The 17,641-nt window shown below is 70.6% G+C and carries 15 protein-coding genes; 5 read left to right on the forward strand and 10 right to left on the reverse strand.

Annotated elements, in window-relative coordinates; genetic code table 11:
• Positions 1–12 precede the first annotated feature (12 nt).
• The 10 genes from IO29_RS31725 to IO29_RS31770 all read right to left on the reverse strand — a co-directional run bounded on the left by IO29_RS31725 (position 13) and on the right by IO29_RS31770 (position 9,542).
• Positions 13–1,056, reverse strand: coding sequence for an aminotransferase-like domain-containing protein (locus IO29_RS31725; protein ID WP_030378776.1), 1,044 nt, complete (start codon positions 1,054–1,056; stop codon positions 13–15).
• Positions 1,053–1,784, reverse strand: coding sequence for a PIG-L deacetylase family protein (locus IO29_RS31730; protein WP_051707234.1), 732 nt, complete (start codon positions 1,782–1,784; stop codon positions 1,053–1,055). Before IO29_RS31730 ends, IO29_RS31725 begins: the two co-directional genes overlap by 4 nt.
• Before the next feature lie 18 nt (positions 1,785–1,802).
• Complete coding sequence (locus IO29_RS31735) at positions 1,803–2,438, reverse strand: dTMP kinase (RefSeq protein WP_030378778.1); 636 nt, start codon at positions 2,436–2,438, stop codon at positions 1,803–1,805.
• On the reverse strand, positions 2,435–3,736 hold the full coding sequence (locus IO29_RS31740; RefSeq protein WP_063738081.1) for an aspartate aminotransferase family protein: 1,302 nt from the start codon (positions 3,734–3,736) through the stop codon (positions 2,435–2,437). Before IO29_RS31740 ends, IO29_RS31735 begins: the two co-directional genes overlap by 4 nt.
• Positions 3,733–5,088, reverse strand: a complete 1,356-nt coding sequence (locus IO29_RS31745; RefSeq protein ID WP_030378780.1) for a nucleotidyltransferase family protein — start codon at positions 5,086–5,088, stop codon at positions 3,733–3,735. Before IO29_RS31745 ends, IO29_RS31740 begins: the two co-directional genes overlap by 4 nt.
• Positions 5,085–5,555: a type II toxin-antitoxin system RatA family toxin gene (locus IO29_RS31750; RefSeq protein ID WP_030378781.1), complete on the reverse strand. Its 471-nt coding sequence runs from the start codon at positions 5,553–5,555 to the stop codon at positions 5,085–5,087. The genes IO29_RS31745 and IO29_RS31750 overlap by 4 nt, the downstream gene beginning before the upstream one ends.
• 2 nt (positions 5,556–5,557) lie before the next feature.
• Positions 5,558–6,481, reverse strand: a complete 924-nt coding sequence (locus tag IO29_RS31755; RefSeq protein ID WP_051707236.1) for an isocitrate lyase/phosphoenolpyruvate mutase family protein — start codon at positions 6,479–6,481, stop codon at positions 5,558–5,560.
• Between the two features lie 79 nt (positions 6,482–6,560).
• The gene (locus tag IO29_RS31760) at positions 6,561–7,634 is read right to left on the reverse strand and encodes a ParB/RepB/Spo0J family partition protein (protein WP_234307454.1); all 1,074 of its coding nucleotides are present in this window, start codon (positions 7,632–7,634) and stop codon (positions 6,561–6,563) included.
• Positions 7,635–8,162: 528 nt separating this feature from the next.
• Positions 8,163–8,423 (reverse strand): phosphopantetheine-binding protein, encoded by a 261-nt coding sequence (locus IO29_RS31765; RefSeq protein ID WP_030378784.1) that lies wholly within the window; start codon positions 8,421–8,423, stop codon positions 8,163–8,165.
• 240 nt (positions 8,424–8,663) lie between these two features.
• Positions 8,664–9,542 carry a helix-turn-helix domain-containing protein gene (locus IO29_RS31770; protein ID WP_030378785.1) on the reverse strand — a complete coding sequence of 293 codons (879 nt, stop codon included), beginning with the start codon at positions 9,540–9,542 and terminating at the stop codon, positions 8,664–8,666.
• 348 nt (positions 9,543–9,890) lie between these two features.
• On the opposite strand from IO29_RS31770, the gene tkt reads away from it, so the two are divergent.
• The 5 genes from tkt (at position 9,891) to pgi (ending at position 17,640) form a co-directional block, all read left to right on the forward strand.
• Positions 9,891–11,975, forward strand: a complete 2,085-nt coding sequence (tkt, locus tag IO29_RS31775) for a transketolase (protein ID WP_030378786.1) — start codon at positions 9,891–9,893, stop codon at positions 11,973–11,975.
• Between the two features lie 62 nt (positions 11,976–12,037).
• Positions 12,038–13,207: a transaldolase gene (tal, locus tag IO29_RS31780; protein ID WP_051707240.1), complete on the forward strand. Its 1,170-nt coding sequence runs from the start codon at positions 12,038–12,040 to the stop codon at positions 13,205–13,207.
• Entirely contained in the window at positions 13,207–15,024 is a 1,818-nt protein-coding gene (gene zwf / locus IO29_RS31785) for a glucose-6-phosphate dehydrogenase (protein WP_234307455.1), read from the forward strand. The genes tal and zwf overlap by 1 nt, the downstream gene beginning before the upstream one ends.
• Positions 15,021–15,962, forward strand: coding sequence for a glucose-6-phosphate dehydrogenase assembly protein OpcA (gene opcA / locus IO29_RS31790; RefSeq protein WP_030378788.1), 942 nt, complete (start codon positions 15,021–15,023; stop codon positions 15,960–15,962). The genes zwf and opcA overlap by 4 nt, the downstream gene beginning before the upstream one ends.
• Entirely contained in the window at positions 15,955–17,640 is a 1,686-nt protein-coding gene (gene pgi / locus IO29_RS31795; protein WP_030378789.1) for a glucose-6-phosphate isomerase, read from the forward strand. Before opcA ends, pgi begins: the two co-directional genes overlap by 8 nt.
• The last annotated feature ends 1 nt before the right edge of the window (position 17,641 follow it).

Consider the following 17,641-nt stretch of genomic DNA (forward strand, 5'->3'; position numbering starts at 1 on the left):
CCGACGAAGGGATCAATGACCGAAAGACTCGGCCGCCTCGCCCAGAATGTCATCCAACAGCTTGAGAGTGCCAGGCCACGAAGACTCCTCCACGGCACTGAAAGCAATGCGGAGAAAATTCTCCGGCGTTTCTCCACAACCGTAGAAGTGTGCCGCGCCGATTCCCGCGAGCCCCGAGCGTGCCAACGCCCCGAGCATCAGCCGGGCGCGCTCGTCCGACGGTTCCACCAGGAGGTGCATACCGCCGGAGGGTGTGCGGCAGGGCAGCCGGAACCGCCGCAGGAGGGCCAGGAGTTCGTGGCTCCGTCGGGTGAAGCGTTCCCGTCTGGCGGCCATGAGGTCGGCCGCGCCTCCGGTCACCAGGAGTTCGGCCAGTCCGGACACGGACGCCGGATCCGGAGCGGGCACCGTGAAGGGCGCACCGTGCGGCATCCCCACGAACCCCGCCTTGTGCGGCCATCCCAGCTTCTTGGTCCAACTGCCCAGGTAGATGGTGCGCTCGGGGATGCGCCGGAGCAGGGGCAGCGGTTCCCCGGCCGGGGAACCGCCCAGGTGGGACAGGCCCCGGAACGCGTCGTCCTCGACGATCCAGGTCCCGGTCGCCCCGGCCCAGCGGGCGAGGGAGTCCAGGTACGTCCCGGACAGGGAGGAGGCGACGGGGTTGGCGTGCACGGGGTTGACCACGAGCATCGCGGGCGTGTGCCGGGGGGCGGCGAACTCGGCGGCGGACCAGCGCGCGACCGGGAGGACCGGGCAGGTCGTCCGCCAGTCGGCGGGAAGATGGCGCGCCGTCCGCTGGTAGGCGGGCAGCACCGCGCCCCAGGGACGTCCGGGAGCTGCCGCGAAGATCGCCTCCAGTGCGCGGCCGGTGCCCGGTGTGAAGGACCAGCGGTGCGAACGGACCACGTCCGCGCCGAAGTGCTGGGCGACCCACGTGGTCAGCGCCGCCTGCGGGGCGACGGGAGCCTTCCCTGGTGTACCGGGCAGAAGGGCACGGATCTTCCGGTGCCAGTCGGGGCCGTCGTCGGCGAGCGCGAAGGGGCTCGCGATGCTCACAGCGGTATCCGGCGGAACTCTTCCCCGTACCGGTGGCCGCCGCGTTCGCCGATCGCGGCGAACATGGCCCGCATCTGCTCCTCGAACCTGTCGCGCCCCTTCTCGTCGCCCGGCGAGAAGCCCATCTCCGTCTCGTACTGGCTCTCGTGGCACATGATGGCCTGGAGTTTGGTGGTGAACGTGTCGGAGATGTCCTCCAGGCGGTTCGCCTGGAAGGGAGCGAAGAGCCACAGTTCCCCGACGCTCCAGTGGTTCCGGCCGCGCCGCGCCGCCTCCCGGTAGAACCTGGGCTCCCGGGCCCGCACCGCGGCCAGGAATCCGATGCGGCCGGCCTCCGTGTGGTCGGGGTGCAGGATGTACGGCGCCCACGGGTCGTACGTCAGCAGGACCTGTGGACGCACCTCACGTATGACCAGGGCGACTTGCTCGACGGTTTCCTCGCCGGCGTTCAGCAGGCCGTCCGGTTCGCTGAGGAAGCGCACGTCGTCGTAGCCGACGACACGGGCGGCCGCGCGCTGTTCCTGCCGGCGCCTGTCCCTGATCTCGGCGTCGGTCAGGCTCGTGTCGTGCGACCCCTTGGCCCCGTCGGTGAGGACGAGCAGGGTGATTCGGGTCCCCCGGCGGGCCCAGGACGCGAGTGTGCCGGCGCAGCGGAAGTCGACGTCGTCCGGGTGCGCGCAGACGGCGAGGGCTCGTTCGGGTATCTCGAGTGCGCTCTGCTCCGTCATGTCCGGTGTGCTCTCCTTTCACGGGACGAGCCAGGGCAGGAAGACCCGGTCGACGTGGGCGAACGTCGTCTCCAGGTCGCCGCTGTTGTCGACGACCACGATCCGGCCCAGGGCCGGATAGCGGTCGCTGTGGTAGAGGATGTGCGTGAACAGCTCGTGCACCCTGCGCTGCGTCTCCAGGTTGTCCCACCGGTTGCGGCGGTCGGAGCCGCGGGCCATCAGCCTGCGCACGGCGGTCTCGGGCGCGGTGTCGACGAACAGCGTGAGATCGGGGAACCTCACCCGGCTACGGGCGTACGCCTGGTAGGTGTCGTCCATCGGGATGTCCCACAGGACCTGGTGGTACACCATGTCACTCATCACGAACCGGTCCCCGAGCACATGGCGCTCCGCCAGGTGGGGATCGATCAGCCGGTCGGTCATCGCCTCCTTGTCGCCGACATACGCGGCGGTGATCCGCGGCCGGGGAAGGGGGCGGTTGTGGAACCGGGCATTGGTGATCACCTCGGTGTGCTCCGGAACCAGCCACGAGGTCTGGATCACCGTCAGCACCTCCTGGTCCGCGCGCTGCGCGGCGCCGTACAGGTGTTTGCGGATACTGGTCTTGCCGGCCCCGTCACCGCCCTCCAGGACGACCCAGCGGTACCGCGTCATGGAAACAGCTCCTGAGGTGAGGTCGTGGTCGAAATCCGCCCGGCGTCCGGCCGCGAGGCCGCGGGTGCGGTGTCCGCCCGGGCACAGGCCCCGTCGAGAATGCCGAGCGCGTCGGCCGTCTCACCCGTGCTCAAGATCAGCGGCGGCAACAACCTCAGCACTTCCGGCCTGCCGAGGCAAGGCGACAGGACAAGGCCCTCCTGGCAGGCCGTGAGAAGGACGGAGCCCGCGGTCTCCGGCCGGTCGAAGACAAGTCCCCAGAGCAGGCCTCGCCCCCTCACCCGTATGAGGACGCCGGGGTGGCGGGCGGCGAGGTCCGTCAGCCCGCCGCGCACGGCGGCCTCCAGGCGGGCGGCCCGGTCGGCCGACTCCCGCAGGACGTCCAGGAACGCGATGCCCGCGGCGCAGCTCAGGGGATGCCCGCCGAAGGTGGTGGTGTGGAGGAAGGGGTCGCGTCTCAACGGGCCGTACAGGTCGTCCGTGCACACCACCGCCGACAGCGGCATCACTCCCCCGCCGAGCGCCTTGCCGAGAATGACCGCGTCCACCGGGATCCGCGCCGCCAGCGCCAGGGACACCGCCCCGCAGCGGAAACCCGTCTGCACCTCGTCGGCGAGGACGAAGGCACCGGCCGCGTGGGCGTCGTCAGCCCACCGCCGCAGGATGTCGGAGGCCAGCGGGACGACGCCGTTCTCGCCCTGCACCGGCTCGAAGATCAGGGCCGCGGGTTCGTGCCGCGCGCAGGCCTCGGCCACCGCCCCGGGATCTCCGGGATCGAGGTGGACGACCTCGGGCAGCAGACCGGCGACCGGCGCGCGGTAGCGCTCACTCCAGGTGGCGGCGAGGGCCCCCATCGACTTGCCGTGGTAGGCACCGCGTACCGCCAGGACCCGGCTGCGCCCGGTACGCGCCCGGGCCAGCTTCAACGCGGCCTCGACGGCATCGCTGCCGTTCAGGCCCAGCCACACCCTCGGGAGCCGCTCGGGGTCGACGGCCGCGGCCAGTTCGTGGGCGAACCGCGCCGTCACAGGGTTGGCCAGCGTCCTGGTGGCCGTGGCCTGCGATGCCAGCTGGCGGGTGACGGCTGCCACGACCTCCGGGTGACCGTGGCCGAGCAGCGTCACCGCATAGCTGCCGAGGTCCAGGGCGGTACGGCCGTCGGACAAGGTGACGGTCGCACCGGAGGCCCGGCACTCGACCGACGACTGTCCGGCGATCCGCTGCATGAGTCCGAGCGGCGGGGCCAGGTGCGCGCGGATGCTGTCGAACGCGGCCTCGGCCGCCTCGCCCTGCCTCATGTGGCGGCGTACCGGGCGGCGGAGCGCAGCAGCGGCTCCGGAAGCCGATACCACACGGTCGGCACGTACACCCGGTCGTTGACGGTCACCAGGTCGCCGTCGGCCAGCTCGATCACGCGGACGCCCGACGCACCCGGCAGCGTCCAGGAACGGCCGGTGCTGTCGGCGTACGCCGGTGTCCCCCCGCCCACCGGACTCACGCCGGGAAGCAGTTCGGACGCGAGGTCGACCGGGACGAGCCGTACACAGGTCCAGGGATTGAGGCTCTCGCGCATCCGCACGGCGTGCCGGTGTGCCCGCCGGGACCGGTCGACATCGAGCCGCAGATGGCGCCCGTAGTACCGCGCCGCCGTGGTGGCACAGCGCAGTCCCGCGCGCGCCGACTGACGCAGTCCCAGTCGGGCCGCGTGCGCGGTCGTGACCCCCCAGCGGTGGTACCACTGCGGCGCGAAGGGCGAGGGCGCGGGCTCGTGACGGGCCCCGAAGCGCAGGCCGGCCATCCGCCTGCGCCGACGCGGTTCGAGGGCGTACCAGCGTGCGACCCGGTCCAGCATGCCGTCGAAGTACGACTCGAGTCCGGCCGACGACAGCTGCTTCCGCACCTTGTCCCAGTCGACGGCGGCGATGTCGGGATCCAGGTACAGGTAGAGGTCGTTGAGGTCCTTCAGCGGGGTGAAGAAGTCGCCCGCCGCGTTCGCGATCAGGACGGGGAGGTTCTGTTCGCTGTCCAGCCGGTGCAGCCCGGGGCCGGCGTTCCCCGGATCCAGGGGAAGCAGGCCGCAGTGCCGCACGGAATAGCCCCCGAAGTGGATGTCCACGGAGACCGACATCTCCGCGTCGGCCTGGACGCGCAACAGCATCTGTCCGTACACCAGGCCGTCGGGGGTCGCCTTGAGCCAGGGCAGTTCATGCGGGTCGACGTCGAATCCCGCTCCCATCAGGGAAGCGGACAGGGCACATGCCTCATCCGCTGTCGGCACCCACACGTCGATGTCACCGGTGTCCCGGTCCTCCGGCCGCTCATAGAGTGTCCGCGCGGCCATCCCCTTGATGAGGAAGCAGCGCACGCCGGCCTCCTCGGCGGCGCGGCCGACCACGCCGATCCGCTCGTCGAGGTACCGGTTCAGCTTCTCCCGGCGCGCGATGTGTGGTGCGAGCGCCTCGCGCAGGGCGGGCGGAATCCGCGGCGCGCAGCGCCCCACGACCTTGTTGCGGGTCAGCCACTCGGCGGCCCGCGCGGGCGGCAGGGAGTCGATCCGCGCACGGGCCCGGGCGCCGTCCATGGCGGGGGCGACGGAGCCGAGGGACAGCACGGCGAGCAGGTCCTCCTGCTCACGCTGCCCGCGCTTCATCGCGCCCCCTTCACGGGCGGGAGGACGGTCCCGTGTTCAAGCCTCTGTTCGAGACCCAGGAGCATGCTCTTGCTGTTGTCCTCGACGGCCCGTGCCGCGATCGGGTTGAGCATGTCGGCCAGCAGGGGGATGCCGATGCGGAACCCGATGAGCATCTGCACGCGGACGCTGCGGGCGGAGACCGGGTGCACCTGCCAGAAGCCCTCGAGGTGCTCCATGTCCCCCTCGGTCTGCGTGAATTCGAGCCGCATGGCGCCGTGGTCGACCTGTTCGTCCTCGGTCCACCGCAACACGGCGCCCTTCAGCAGGATCTCCCAGGAACTGACGCGGTGCGCACCGTCGTCCCGGCCGAGCCGGGTGGTCAGAACGCTTTCCATGAAGACGGGATAGGACTCGACGTCCAGGATGGTGCCCCAGGCGGCTTCCGGAGGGGCGCCGATGGTCAGCTCGAAGTCGATCGTCGGCACGGCTAGACCTCCGGCCCGCTGCTCGACGCCAGGGTCTCGGCGGGCACCGCCCGGTCGGCCAGTCCGTGCCCGACCCCCACAAGGCGGTCGACGTCCCTCAGCGACCACAGCTCCTGGCCGAGGGAGGAGGGACCGCGCTCCGTGTCCGCCGCTTCTCTGACGAGTCGGTCCATGACGGGCCCCACCGCGCGCATCAGTTGGTTGGCATAGATGTAGACATCGAATCCCTCCTTCCAGAAGGCCCGGGGTGACTGGTCGGGGTAGAGCGTCGGCGCACCGATCAGGGGGACGGAGGACTCGGACTTCCAGCGGCGGGCGACCTCGAACAGGTCCTCCAACGGGCCGGTGCCCTGGACCATGAGGGCATCGGCGCCGGCTTCCGTGAACGCACGCATGCGTTCGAGCGCTGCCGGGACGCCCTGTCCCGCCACCAGAGCCTCCGTGCGGGCGATGACGGCGAGATCCGGACGGGTGGCGCGCCGAGCGGCGTCCGCGGCGCGGATCTTGTCCGCGAAGACGGAGATCTCCTCCAGGCGCTGCTCCTGCGCCGAATAGAAGGAATTCCGCTTGGGGAAGACCTTGTCCTCCACGCAGATCCCGGCGATGCCGCTCGTCCGGCACACCTCCTCCACGACGTGGCGGAGAACGATGTCGTCGCCGTAACCGCTGTCGCAGTCCAGTACGACCGGCAGCCCCCGGGCCGCCAGATCGATGCGCCGGCCGATCGCGACCATCTCGGCGGAACTGACGATCGAGGCATCCGGACATGCGCGCATCGTGGCCGATACGCAGTAGCTGGAGACCCACAGCCCGCCGATGGAACCGAATTCACATGCTCGGGCACCTTCCCCCACGAGCCTGGCGGTCAGCGCATCGTAGACCCCGATCCACAGCTTCTCCGTCAGAAATTCACGGTCGACCGCCAAGGCCGGCCCCCTTCTCGTTGGGCAACCAGTTCTCGTTGGGAAACCAGACGACCTTCACTCCGGCCGGCCGTACAGGCCTTCACGCCAAGGCGCGTTCCTGGGACACCGGAACCGCTTTCTGGGAAGCGTCACCATTTTGTTCCGCCGACTCGAGTCTGCACGCCAATTGATTCCACGCTTCGGCGCATTCACGCGCGAGCAGGGCGACATTCCGTGCACAGTGCCGCGGAACCACGTCGGCGATCTCTGAGACGATGGCATGCGCGCTCAGTAACCGCAATAACTGACGTCCCCCTCGGCTGTACTTCAGTGAAGGATCCCGGCTGAGCCGGCGCCAGGAGTTCTTCAGCCCCAGGGACTGCACGCCCGCCGGCGATACCTCCGGTGCGGGCCGTGTACGACGATCCGCCTCTCCGCCTTTCCATGACCGGCCGGCCGGTACCGGATTCTCGCCTCTTTCCACGCGGCGCTTCACATCGGTCACCGTACCCAGAGACAGACCCGTCTCCTTGGAGATCTGCCGCAGTGACGCCTCCGGCCGCTGCCGCATCAGCTCGCCGGCCCTGCGCCGGGCGTCCGCGGTGCTGTTGGGCCGGAATCTGCCGTCCCTGCCGACCCGGCCGTTCAACTGTGGAATTTCCTCGGTCGAACGCCTTACGGCGGCCACGGTGTGCGCCGACAGCCCCACCACCTCGGCGACCACGCGGTCCGACCACTCGGGGTGCGAGGCGAGCAGCCGCTGCGCCGCCGCCCGCCGGTCCTCGGTCGTCAGCGGCAGGCCATGCGCGTTGTTGGCCTTGACCGAGAGGACGAACGCCTCTTCGGGGCTGCCTTCGAAGAAGCGGATCCGGATCCGCTTGTCGCCTCTGAGGACTGCCGCTTGCAGGCGGTGCATACCGTCGATCACACGCATCGTCAGCCGGTGCACGATGATGGGGGGCAGCTCCTGGCCGGACTCCGCCATCAGTTTGACGTGTTCCTGATTCAGTCCCGTCAGCCGCGGAGAGTCGGCGGGTACGAGTCGTGCCGTATCGATCTTTACGACGTCGCCGGCGCTGTCACTGTCGGGTGCGGTCACCCCTGTCCGCCCACCCGGATCCAGACATTCCGCATTCTCCTCACTCTCGCCGCCGGAAATAACCAGGATCGTCAATGTTCAACTCCTTGACGAAGTGCGGCCACGCCGCTCTCACGGATTTCCATTACTCCGCGAAAACGATCACCCGACACCGCCCCATGTCAGGAATGAGGGCGCACCGGCCCGTCATCCCCAGGGCCCCTACAGGCGACGGCCGACTACCTCAATAACACGATCGAGTTGCTCTGCTCGCGGAGTGCTGCGCTCACCGGTGGGCGACGGCCCGTAAAGCGGACCGTCCGAATGACAGGAACAGCAAACGCTTACTCAGCCATGCCTCGTCACTCGATCGAGTCTACACGAAACATCTGACACTTAAACCCCGCGATATTCTCGAAAGTTTTCGAAGCGGCGACAGTGCGCGCACCCTGAATAAAGCGACCAACTTTCCCCAAAATCGTCACCGAGGCCTGTGTCATCGTGATAGTGGCCACCCGGCCGGGTCCGAACGGCGCCGCCGAGGTGAACCGGAGCCGCCGGCCCGCCCTCGCAGGTCCGGCCGATCACCGCGCGGACGCCGCCCGGATGCCGTCCGGAGAGGTCTCACCGAGCCGTCGCCAACAGCCGTGAGACGGCCTCCCAGACCGTGCCCATGGTCGCGAACGTCTCCGCCGTCAGCTCGTCATCGGGGAAGACGAAGCCGAACGTCTCTTCCGTCTGGACGACGATCGCCGCCATCGCCAGGGAGTCCAGCCCGAGGTCCACGAGCAGATCGTCCGCGGTGAGGGACACGTCGTCGTCGAGATGAGGACAGTTCTCCCGAACGATCGCCTCCAGCCGAGCATCCCATGACGCTCCCCGCATGTCCGGCTCCTCTCGCCACAGGGGACCGATCACGCCCGAGTGTTCAACTGCCAGGCCTGCACAGCCGAACCGGGCTCCTGTGCGGTGGTGCGGTCGACGGGATCGGTCCGGCCCGCGCCGGCGTCGGCCGGGCAGCGTCAATGTACCGATACGAGGCGGGCCGGGCCATCGCCGCCCGAGTCGCCGGCTCCCGCGACGAGGCCCACGCCGTGCCCGCACGGGGACACGGGGAACCACCCCTCACCCCATCTCCGCCCGGAAGATCGCCGGCGTCAGGCCGGTCCGCTGGTGGAAGAACTTCGAGAAGTTCGCCGCGTCCGGGAACCCGAGGGCCGCGCCCACGCGGCCGACCGGCACATCCGTATGTGCCAGGAGCCGCTTCGCCTCCAGCACCACCCTCTTGTCGATGAATCCCTTCGGCGTCTCCCCCGTCGCCGCGCGCACCGCGCGCACCAGCGTGCGCCGGCTGTACCCGAGCGCATCCGCGTACGCGCTCACGCTGTGGTTCGTCGCGAAGTCCCGTTCCACCGCCTCCCGGAACCGCCCGAACGTCGTGCTGTCCGCCCCCTCCACCCCCGGCCGTCCCGCCGAGCCGACGGCGAGGTGGGCGAGGCGGTACAGGAACGCCGTCAGCGTGTGCCGCAGCACCGCCGTGTGCAGGCTCAACGGCAAGGTCGCCGTATCGACGTACTCCCGCTCCAACTGCCGCAAGCAGTGCCGCAAGGCGGCGAGCTGCGCGCCGTCCGGGCGCAGCAGGGGCGGCAGGTCGTACCGGTACAGCCCCGTCGCCTCGACGATCGCCCGCGGCAGGAACCCGGGCTGCATCGTCAGCGCGGTCCCCCGGTACGCGTGCGCGGGCCGGAACCGGTGGACCTGCCCGGGCCGGATCCACAGCACGTCACCCGCCCGCGCCTCGTGATCGGTGAAGTCGATCATGTGGGTCACCGGCCCCCCGGTGAACAGCATGACGACATGGAAGTCCACCCGGTGGACCCGCTCCGGCACCGCCCGGGACTGCCATGTCGGCCCGTCCTCCCCCATGGGCCCGATCTGCATCCCGACCCCGCTCACGCTCGCGCGCGGATCGAACGGAAAGGTCTGGATCGCCCCCTGGGCCACTTGAGACCCCTGCGGTCCCTCTGGCCCCTGCGGTCCCTCTGGCCCCTCTGGCCCCTCTGGCCCCTCTGGCCCCTGCGGCCCTTGCGGCCCCTGCGCCCCTTCCGACGACCCCTCCGACGGGCCGATCTCCGCGTCGGAGGTCTGGAACGCGTCTCCGTAGGTACCCGTGCCCGTGTCCACCATGTCCGTCTCGCGTGAGTTCATCCGGCCGCACGGCGCCCGCCGACCGGGGCCGTGTCCCACTTTCACCGAAGCGTGGCACAGTGCGACCTGGCCTGCCAAAAGTCAGACTTTTAGGTTTGAAGGCGTCCGACCGGTCTTGCCACACGATGTGAGGACTTCTTGAAGATGAGTATTCAGAACCTCGGCCGCCCCGGCCGCCTGGAGTGGACCGAGCTCGACCGCCGTGCCGTGGACACAGCCCGTGTCCTGGCCGCCGACGCCGTGCAGAAGGTCGGCAACGGCCACCCGGGCACGGCGATGAGCCTGGCCCCGGCGGCGTACACGCTCTTTCAGAAGGTGATGCGGCACGACCCGGCCGACCCGGAGTGGACCGGCCGCGACCGCTTCGTCCTCTCCCCCGGCCACACCTCCCTCACGCTCTACACCCAGCTCTACCTCTCCGGCTACGAGCTGGAGTTGGACGACCTCAAGGCGTTCCGCACCCACGGCTCCAAGACCCCCGGCCACCCCGAGTACGGGCACACGGCCGGCGTCGAGACGACGACGGGGCCGCTGGGCCAGGGCGTGGCCAACGCCGTCGGCATGGCGATGGCCGCCCGCTACGAGCGCGGTCTGTTCGACCCGGAGGCCCCCGAGGGCGAGTCCCCCTTCGACCACACCGTCTGGGCGATCGTCTCCGACGGCGACCTGGAGGAGGGCATCTCCGCCGAGGCCTCCTCGCTCGCCGGCCACCAGCGGCTCGGCAACCTCGTCTTCCTCTACGACGACAACCACATCTCCATCGAGGGCGACACCGCGACCGCGTTCTCCGAGGACGTACTGAAGCGCTACGAGGCGTACGGGTGGCACGTCCAGCGCATCGAGCCCGCCGAGAACGGCGACATCGACGTGCACGCGCTGTACACGGCGCTCGGTGAGGCGCAGGCCGAGACCGCGCGCCCCTCGATCATCGCCATGCGCACGATCATCGCCTGGCCCGCCCCGCACGCCCAGAACACCGAGGCCGCGCACGGCTCGGCGCTCGGCGCGGACGAGGTCGCGGCCACCAAGCGGGTCCTGGGCTTCGACCCGGAGAAGAGCTTCGAGGTCGCCGACGACGTCCTCGCGCACACCCGCAGGGCCCTGGACCGGGGCGCGGAGGCGCACGCGGCCTGGGACAAGGAGCTGGCCGGCTGGCGCGAGGCCAACGGCGAGCGCGCGGAGCTGTTCGACCGGGTCGTGGCCGGCCGCCTGCCCGAGGGCTGGGAGGACGCCCTGCCGGTGTTCGAGGAGGGCAAGGCCGTCGCCACCCGCGCCGCCTCCGGCAAGGTGCTCCAGGCACTCGGCGCGATCCTGCCCGAACTGTGGGGCGGCTCCGCCGACCTCGCCGGTTCGAACAACACCACGATCGACAAGACCAGCTCCTTCCTGCCCAAGGGCAACCCGCTCCCCGAGGCCGACCCGTACGGCCGCACGGTCCACTTCGGCATCCGCGAGCACTCCATGGCCGCGGAGATGAACGGCATCGCGCTGCACGGCAACACCCGCATCTACGGCGGCACGTTCCTGGTCTTCTCCGACTACATGCGCAACGCCGTACGGCTGTCCGCCCTCATGCAGCTCCCGGTGACGTACGTCTGGACGCACGACTCCATCGGCCTCGGCGAGGACGGCCCCACCCACCAGCCGGTCGAACACCTGGCCTCGCTGCGCGCCATCCCCGGCCTCAACGTCGTCCGCCCGGCCGACGCCAACGAGACCGCGCTCGCCTGGGCGGAGATCCTGCGCCGGCACGCCACGCATCCGGCCCCGCACGGCCTGGCCCTGACCCGCCAGGGCGTGCCGACGTACGCGCCCAACCCCGAGACGGTCAAGGGCGCCTACGTCCTCCAGGAGGCCTCCACCGGCACCCCCGACGTCATCCTGCTCGCCACCGGTTCCGAGGTGCAGCTCGCCGTCGGTGCCCGGGAGCGGCTGGAGGCCGAGGGCGTCGCCACCCGCGTGGTGTCGGTGCCGTCGGTCGAGTGGTTCGAGGAGCAGGGCCCGGAGTACCGCGAGCGGGTGCTGCCGGCCGCCGTGAAGGCACGCGTCGCCGTCGAGGCCGGCATCGGGCTGACCTGGCACAAGTACGTCGGGGACGCCGGCCGCATCGTCTCCCTCGAACACTTCGGCGCCTCCGCGGACGCCGGGACGCTCTTCGCCGAGTTCGGGTTCACCGCGGAGCACGTGGCCGCCGCGGCGAGGGAGTCCCTGGCCGCCGCGCGCGGCTGACCCGCGCCCACGTTCACGTCCACGTCCACCGAAATCCGCAGCAGAAGGAAAGAAAGATCACTGTGACCACCGAAGGAACGTCCGCCGCCCCCTCCCCCGAGCCGCTCGCGCTGCTGGCGAAGGAGGGTGTCTCCGTGTGGCTGGACGACCTCTCCCGCCGCCGTATCGCCTCCGGGAACCTGGCCGGGCTGATCGCGGACAAGCACGTCGTCGGCGTGACCACCAACCCGTCCATCTTCCGCGCCGCCATCGGCTCGGGCGAGGGGTACGAGGAGCAGCTCGCCGACCTGGCCGTGCGCCGGGTCACGGTCGACGAGGCCGTACGGATGATGACCACCGCCGACGTACGGGCCGCCGCCGACGTGCTGCGCCCGGTGTACGAGGCGACCGGCGGCCGGGACGGCCGGGTCTCCATCGAGGTGGACCCCCGGCTCGCGCACGACACGGACGCCACGGTCGCCGAGGCCGTGCAGCTGTCCTGGCTGGTCGACCGGCCCAACGTGATGATCAAGATTCCGGCCACCGAGGCCGGGCTGCCCGCGATCACCGAGGTGATCGCCCGGGGCATCAGCGTCAACGTGACGCTGATCTTCTCCCTGGCCCGCTACCGCCAGGTGATGGACGCCTACCTCACCGGTCTGGAGCAGGCCCGGGAGCGCGGTACGGAGCTGTCCGGCATCCATTCGGTGGCCTCGTTCTTCGTCTCCCGCGTGGACGCCGAGATCGACAAGCGGCTGACCGCGCTGGGCACGGACGAGGCCCTCGGCCTGCGCGGCCGCGCGGCGCTCGCCAACGCCCGCCTGGCCTACCAGGCGTACGAGGAGCTGTTCGGCACGGCGCGCTGGGCGGCCCTGGAGAGCGCCGGAGCCAACCGGCAGCGCCCCCTGTGGGCCTCCACCGGGGTGAAGGACCCCGCCTACAAGGACACCCTGTACGTGGACGAACTGGTCGCCCCCGGCACCGTCAACACCATGCCGGAGGCCACGCTGGACGCCACCGCCGATCACGGTGACGTCCGGGGTGACACGGTCACCGGTGGGTACGCGCAGGCCCGGGCCGACCTCGACGCGGTGGCACGGCTGGGCATCTCGTACGACGAGGTGGTCGGGCTGCTGGAGGACGAGGGCGTGGCGAAGTTCGAGGCCGCCTGGCAGGAGCTGCTGGACGCGGTCGCGGCCTCGCTGCGCGTCAAGGACGGCGCCGACGACGACGGCAAGGAGGTGCACGCCTGATGAGCGACGACGAGACGGCCGCCAAGGCCACCAAGCGCGCGGCCAAGGGCACGAGGAGCAGGGCCGCCGGGACCGCCGGGACCAGGTCCCGGGCTGCCAAACCCAAGGTGGCCCAGGCACCCGAAGAAAAGCCCCAGAGGCCCCAGGAAACCCAGAAAAACCAGGAATCCCAGGGAAGCCAGGAAAGCCAGGAACCCACGGCTTCCCGGAACGCCCAGGCTTCTCAGAACCCCCAAGCCGCCCAGGACGCCGCGGACGCCGTGGGCGCCTGCGCCACCCCCGACGACCTGCTCGGCGACTGGGCCAACGAGCTGCGTGACCCCCGGGACCGCCGGCTGCCCCGTATCGCGGGCCCCTCCGGTCTGGTGATCTTCGGGGTCACGGGCGACCTGTCCCGCCGCAAGCTGATGCCGGCCGTGTACGACCTGGCCAACCGCGGTCTGCTGCCGCCGGGCTTCTCGCTGGTCGGGTTCGCCCGCCGGGACTGGGAGGACCAGGACTTCGCGCAGGTGGTGCACGACGCGGTGCGCGAGCACGCCCGTACGCCGTTCCGCGAGGAGGTCTGGCAGCAGCTCGCCGAGGGCATGCGGTTCATCCCCGGCGACTTCGACGACGACACGGCGTTCAAGCAGCTCCGCGCGGCCGTCGACGAGCTGGACTCCTCCCGCGGCACGTGCGGCAACTACGCCTTCTACCTCTCCGTGCCGCCGAGGTTCTTCCCCAAGGTCGTCCAGCAGCTCAAGAAGCACGGGCTGGCGGACGCCCCGCAGGGCTCCTGGCGCCGCGCGGTCATCGAGAAGCCGTTCGGCCGTGACCTGGCGAGCGCGCGCGAGCTGAACGCGCTCGTGCACGAGGTGTTCGCCCCGGACCAGGTGTTCCGCATCGACCACTACCTGGGCAAGGAGACCGTCCAGAACATCCTGGCGCTGCGCTTCGCCAACCAGATGTACGAGCCGATCTGGAACCGCTCGTTCGTCGACCATGTGCAGATCACGATGGCCGAGGACATCGGCATCGGCGGCCGGGCCGGCTACTACGACGGCATCGGCTCGGCGCGTGACGTCATCCAGAACCACCTGCTCCAGCTGCTCGCGCTCACCGCGATGGAGGAGCCGGCCGCGTTCGACGCGGAGTCGCTGCTGGCCGAGAAGCTGAAGGTGCTCAAGGCGGTCAAGCTGCCCGAGGACCTGGGCGCGCACACCGTGCGCGGGCAGTACGAGGGCGGCTGGCAGGGCGGTGAGCCGGTGCGCGGCTATCTGGAGGAGGACGGCATCGACCCGAAGTCGAAGACCGACACCTTCGCCGCGATCAAGCTGGAGATCGACAACCGCCGCTGGGCGGGCGTGCCGTTCTATCTGCGCACCGGCAAGCGGCTCGGCCGCCGGGTCACCGAGATCGCGGTGGTCCTCCAGCGGGCGCCGCACTCGCCGTTCGACTCGACGGCCACCGAGGAGCTGGGCCAGAACGCGATCGTGTTCCGGGTCCAGCCCGACGAGGGCATGACCGTGCGGTTCGGCTCCAAGGTGCCGGGCACGTCGATGGAGATCCGGGACGTGACGATGGACTTCGCCTACGGCGAGTCCTTCACCGAGTCCAGCCCGGAGGCGTACGAGCGGCTCATCCTCGACGTACTGCTCGGCGACGCCAACCTGTTCCCGCGCCACCAGGAAGTGGAAGAGTCCTGGAAGATCCTCGATCCGATCGAGGGGTACTGGGACGCGCACGGCACGCCCGCGCAGTACGCCTCGGGAAGCTGGGGTCCCAAGGAAGCCGACGAGATGCTCGCACGAGACGGACGGAGCTGGCGCAGGCCATGAAGATCGACCTGACCGACACCACGGCAAGCAAGATCAACAAGGCGTTGGTGCGGGGCCGCCGCGCCATCGGCACCCCGGCCGTGGGCATGGTCCTGACGATGGTGATCGTCACGGACGAGGAGAACGCCTACGACGCGCTGAAGGCGGCCGAGGAGGCCTCGCACGAGCACCCCTCGCGCACCCTCGTCGTCATCAAGCGGCACGCCCGCACCCTGCGCGACCGCACCACCTCCCGGCTCGACGCGGAGGTGCGGGTCGGCTCCGAGGCGGGCACCGGCGAGACGGTCGTCCTGCGGCTGTACGGCGAGGTGACCGGGCACGCGGACTCGGTGGTGCTGCCGCTGCTGCTCCCCGACGCGCCCGTCGTCGTCTGGTGGCCGGTGGACTCGCCGGAGAACCCGGCGAAGGACCCGCTGGGCGCGCTCGCCCAGCGCCGGATCACCGACCTGTACGCCGTCGAGTCCCCGATGGACGTACTGCGCACCCGGGCCGCCTCCTACGCGCCCGGCGACACCGACCTGGCCTGGACCCGGCTCACCCTGTGGCGTTCGATGCTGGCCGCCGCCCTGGACCAGGCCCGTACGCCGGTGACCTCGGCCGCGGTGGAGGCCGAGGCCGACAACCCCAGCGCCGAGCTGCTGGCGCGCTGGCTGGAGGCCCGGCTGAAGGTGGACGTGGACCGGGTGGAGAGCGGCGGCCCGGTGGTGACGACGGTGCGGCTCGGCACGGACAAGGGCGAGATCGTCCTGGACCGCCCGGCCGGCCCGCTGGCCACGCTGACCCTGCCCGGGCAGCCCCCGCGCTCCCTGGCGCTGAAGGTGCGCCCGCTGTCCGAGCTGATCGCCGAGGAGCTGCGCCGGCTGGACGCGGACGAGATGTACGAGGTGGCGCTGCGCGGCGCCGACGCCTCCACCGAGGAGGCCGTGGCCCGTGTCTGAGACCACCCCCGGCCGCCACCCGTGGCTCACCCGCCGGCCCGAGTGGACGGCCCTGGAGGACCACCGCGCCGACGCGATACCGCAGCCCCGGCTGCGCGACCTGTTCGAAACGGACCCGGGGCGCGCACAGCGCTACCGCGTCCGGGCCGGCGATCTGCTCATCGACTACTCCAAGCACCTGATCACCGACGAGACGCTGGCCCTGCTCCAGGAACTGGCCACCGCCACCGACGTGTTCGGACGGCGGGACGCGATGTTCCGCGGCGAGCGGATCAACACCACGGAGAACCGCGCGGTCCTGCACACCGCGCTGCGCGCCCCGCGCGACGCGGTGGTCGAGGTGGACGGCGAGAACGTCGTGCCCGCCGTCCACCAGGTCCTGGACCGCATGGCCGACTTCGCGGACCGCGTCCGCTCCGGCGAGTGGACCGGCCACACCGGCAGGCGCATCCGCACTGTCGTCAACATCGGCATCGGCGGCTCCGACCTGGGCCCCGCGATGGCGTACGAGGCGCTGCGCGCGTTCACCGACCGCGAGCTCACCGTCCGGTTCGTGTCGAACGTGGACGGCGCGGACCTGCACGAGAACCTGCGGGATCTGGACCCGGCGGAGACCCTGTTCATCGTCGCCTCCAAGACGTTCACGACGATCGAGACGATCACCAACGCCACCTCGGCCCGCTCCTGGCTGCTCGCCGGGCTCGGCGGCGAGGAGAACGCGGACGACAAGGCGGTCGCGAAGCACTTCGTGGCGCTGTCGACCAACGCGGAGAAGGTCGCCGACTTCGGCATCGACACGGCCAACATGTTCGAGTTCTGGGACTGGGTCGGCGGCCGCTACTCGTACGACTCGGCGATCGGCCTCTCGCTGATGCTGGCGATCGGCCCCGACCGCTTCCGCGAGATGCTCGACGGCTTCCACACCATCGACGAGCACTTCCGCACCGCCCCCGCCGAGGCCAACGCCCCGCTCCTCCTCGCCCTGCTGGGCATCTGGTACGGCAACTTCCACGACGCGCAGTCGCACGCCGTACTGCCGTACTCGCACTATCTCTCCCGGTTCACCGCCTATCTCCAGCAGCTCGACATGGAGTCCAACGGCAAGTCCGTCGACCACGACGGCCGCCCCGTGGAGTGGCAGACGGGCCCGGTGGTGTGGGGCACGCCCGGCACCAACGGGCAGCACGCCTACTACCAGTTGATCCACCAGGGCACCAAGCTCATCCCGGCGGACTTCATCGGCTTCGCCCGCCCGGTGGCCGAACTGAGCGACGAACTGGCGGCGCAGCACGACCTGCTGATGGCCAACTTCTTCGCCCAGACCCAGGCGCTGGCCTTCGGCAGGACGGCGGAGGAGGTGCGCGCGGAGGGCGTGCCGGAGGAGCAGGTGCCGCACCGCACGTTCCGCGGCAACCACCCCACCACCACGATCCTCGCCCCCGAACTGACCCCCTCGGTCCTCGGCCAGCTCATCGCGCTCTACGAGCACAAGGTGTTCGTGCAGGGCGCGGTGTGGGGGATCGACTCCTTCGACCAGTGGGGCGTCGAGCTGGGCAAGGTCCTCGCCAAGCGCGTCGAGCCCGCGCTCAGCGAGGGCGCCGACGTCCCCGGTCTCGACCCGTCCACGGCCGCGCTGGTGGCCGACTACCGCGAACTCAAGTCCAGGGAAGTGAAGTGAC

Source organism: Streptomyces sp. NRRL F-6676, assembly GCF_000725625.1.
Taxonomy (GTDB): Bacteria; Actinomycetota; Actinomycetes; order Streptomycetales; family Streptomycetaceae; genus Streptomyces.

Excerpts from the sequence above, each read along its gene's own strand:
- IO29_RS31730 (WP_051707234.1), bottom strand. The coding sequence starts at position 1,784 with ATGACGGAGCAGAGCGCACTCGAGATACCCGAACGAGCCCTCGCCGTC.
- IO29_RS31735 (WP_030378778.1), bottom strand. The coding sequence starts at position 2,438 with ATGACGCGGTACCGCTGGGTCGTCCTGGAGGGCGGTGACGGGGCCGGC.
- IO29_RS31740 (WP_063738081.1), bottom strand. The coding sequence starts at position 3,736 with ATGAGGCAGGGCGAGGCGGCCGAGGCCGCGTTCGACAGCATCCGCGCG.
- IO29_RS31745 (WP_030378780.1), bottom strand. The coding sequence starts at position 5,088 with ATGAAGCGCGGGCAGCGTGAGCAGGAGGACCTGCTCGCCGTGCTGTCC.
- IO29_RS31765 (WP_030378784.1), bottom strand. The coding sequence starts at position 8,423 with ATGCGGGGAGCGTCATGGGATGCTCGGCTGGAGGCGATCGTTCGGGAG.
- tkt (WP_030378786.1), top strand. The coding sequence starts at position 9,891 with ATGAGTATTCAGAACCTCGGCCGCCCCGGCCGCCTGGAGTGGACCGAG.
- zwf (WP_234307455.1), top strand. The coding sequence starts at position 13,207 with ATGAGCGACGACGAGACGGCCGCCAAGGCCACCAAGCGCGCGGCCAAG.
- opcA (WP_030378788.1), top strand. The coding sequence starts at position 15,021 with ATGAAGATCGACCTGACCGACACCACGGCAAGCAAGATCAACAAGGCG.